At 56.3% G+C, this 2079-nt stretch carries 1 protein-coding gene and 1 pseudogene; both read right to left on the bottom strand.

The genetic code is table 11. The features are described from left to right. Positions 1 to 98: pseudogene (locus tag GSQ77_RS29015) on the bottom strand (branched-chain amino acid ABC transporter permease); the annotation flags it as partial. Between the two features lie 416 nt (positions 99 to 514). After that, complete coding sequence (locus GSQ77_RS29010; protein WP_158907612.1) at positions 515 to 1642, bottom strand: porin; 1128 nt, start codon at positions 1640 to 1642, stop codon at positions 515 to 517. Positions 1643 to 2079 lie beyond the last annotated feature (437 nt).

The raw sequence follows: 2079 nt of genomic DNA, 5'->3' as shown, positions 1-2079 counted from the left end.
CCCAAGATCCCGTACACCATCGTGTACCCCAACGCGATGATCGCGTACACGCTGCCCAACACTAAACCGTTGATGAGCTGCTGGACGAAAATATCCATAACCGAATCCTTCGATGAAAACTACAAAATGGATCACCGGCTCGGATCCAAAATCCATCGTGCCGGAGATGCCCCAATATAAATTGGAATTGTCGAGTGGAGGCGTGGTTAACCCAGGACGTGAACCGAGGAACGCAACTCGAGTGATTAACGCGATCGCATAGCTCTCAGCAGGGGCGCGATGATTTTCTGCTCGACGCGCTTGGCGCATGCGGGTCAAAAAAAAGACGCGGGCTGCGACGCCACGCGTCATTCAATTGCCTCTCGCGACACTACCTCTGGAGCCATACACTTTCTGGTGTTACCACCGGGCATTACCGCAACTCGGGTTGCATACAGCCATCGCTACCCGAGCTGCGCTGCGATAGCTGCCGAGACAGCCATCGCAGAACAAACATCCTTGAAACTCCACGCGCTTAGAACTTCGCGCGTATCCCTACGCGTCCCAGCACCTGGTTGGTGGTGCTCGATTGTCCTGCCGGGAAGCCGTCATAAATATCGGCGAATGCGCCGCCTGATGCCTTCTGATACACACCCATCAGGTACACGTCGGTACGCTTGGACAACGCGTAGTCGGCCAGCAAGTTGAACTGGTTGTACTTCGGACGGTTGCCGTTGACCAGGTAGTTGACCTTGCCCGTGGTGTAGGTGTAACCGGCCGACAGCGTCGTGGCCGGCGTGATGGAATACTGACCCCACAGTTCATAGTTGTTGAACGTGACCGAGCTGGCGGTGCCGTTGGCTGAACCGAAGCGGGTGTTCGTATAGTCCAGGCCCAATATCGCGGGTCCGATTGCATACGTACCGCCGGCGCCGATCACTTGCATGTTGGCCGGGTGACCCACATAACCGAATGCGCCGTTCGCGCTCGGGGTTGCCTGGTTGGCCGTGAAGTTGCCGTCGAGGAACTGGGTCGCCGGGTTCTTCGCTGTGAAGTACGCCGCGGCCAAATAGACCGGACCGTTGGTGTAGCTGGCACCCGCGGACAACGTGCTGTTCGCGGTCGTCGAGCCGGCTACGCCGCCCAAGGAATACAAGCCGCCGAATTGGAAGCCGGCATACGAGAGGCTCGTGTACTTGATCGCATTGTTGACGCGAAAGCCGTTGTCCGAGTTGTCGATGTCGCCGGCGTGCGAGAACAGCGCGCCCCAGGTGCCGTTCATCGTGGTGGGCTGGACGAAGTCGACGATCGAGTCGTATTGGCGACCCAAGGTCAACATACCGAACTTGTCGCTGGAAAGACCGACATAAGCTTGACGGCCGAAATCGAGACCGCCTTGGCCGAGCGCGCCATTGTTGACGTTAAAACCGTTTTCGAGTTGGAAGACTGCCTTCAGGCCGCCACCGAGATCTTCAGTACCCTTCAAGCCCCAACGGCTACCTTGCGCAACACCGCTTTGCATCGCGGTTACCGCACCCTTACCCGCATTGTTCACATATGTCACGCCGGTATCGACAATGCCGTATAGCGTGACGCTGCTCTGTGCGTAAGCCGGGACGGCGAAAATGCCGCCGATGGCTGCAGCCAGGACCAATTTTTTCATGTTGTTGCCCTTGGAAAGTTGGATTACGAAAAAGACGGTGTTCTAGGAAAATCGCCAAGCAGCGCGATGACAGCAAACAGGCTTGCCCGATTTTCCAACACGGGGTGGATCTTAATTTCGTAGTACTAATGGGCTTATTAGTAAAGACCCTGACAATCGCTAAAACACAACACTACGTGAGCTTTTCGGCCACGGGCATACGCATCCACGGACCGCCGGTGTGCTGCCGGTATCCGCAAAGCATTGTGTTTAATTGATCCTAAAGCGCGATCTTCAAGCGTGTTGCCACGTTGCGGCTGATGGATGTCGCGCCATCCACCGCAACGTGCTACCGCAGTTTTACATCTTGACGATGTCGAGCAGTTTTTGCTTGCCGCCAACGTAGTCGTACAGCGAGATCACGCCTTGCTTGAGGTCACCCTTGGAGTCGAATTGGG

It is taken from the genome of Burkholderia sp. L27(2015), assembly GCF_009765705.1.
Classification (GTDB): Bacteria; Pseudomonadota; Gammaproteobacteria; order Burkholderiales; family Burkholderiaceae; genus LMUX01.
This window is presented reverse-complemented; position numbering and strand designations above follow the sequence as displayed.

Coding starts and splice junctions, on each gene's coding strand:
- GSQ77_RS29010 (WP_158907612.1), bottom strand. CDS start 1,642: ATGAAAAAATTGGTCCTGGCTGCAGCCATCGGCGGCATTTTCGCCGTC.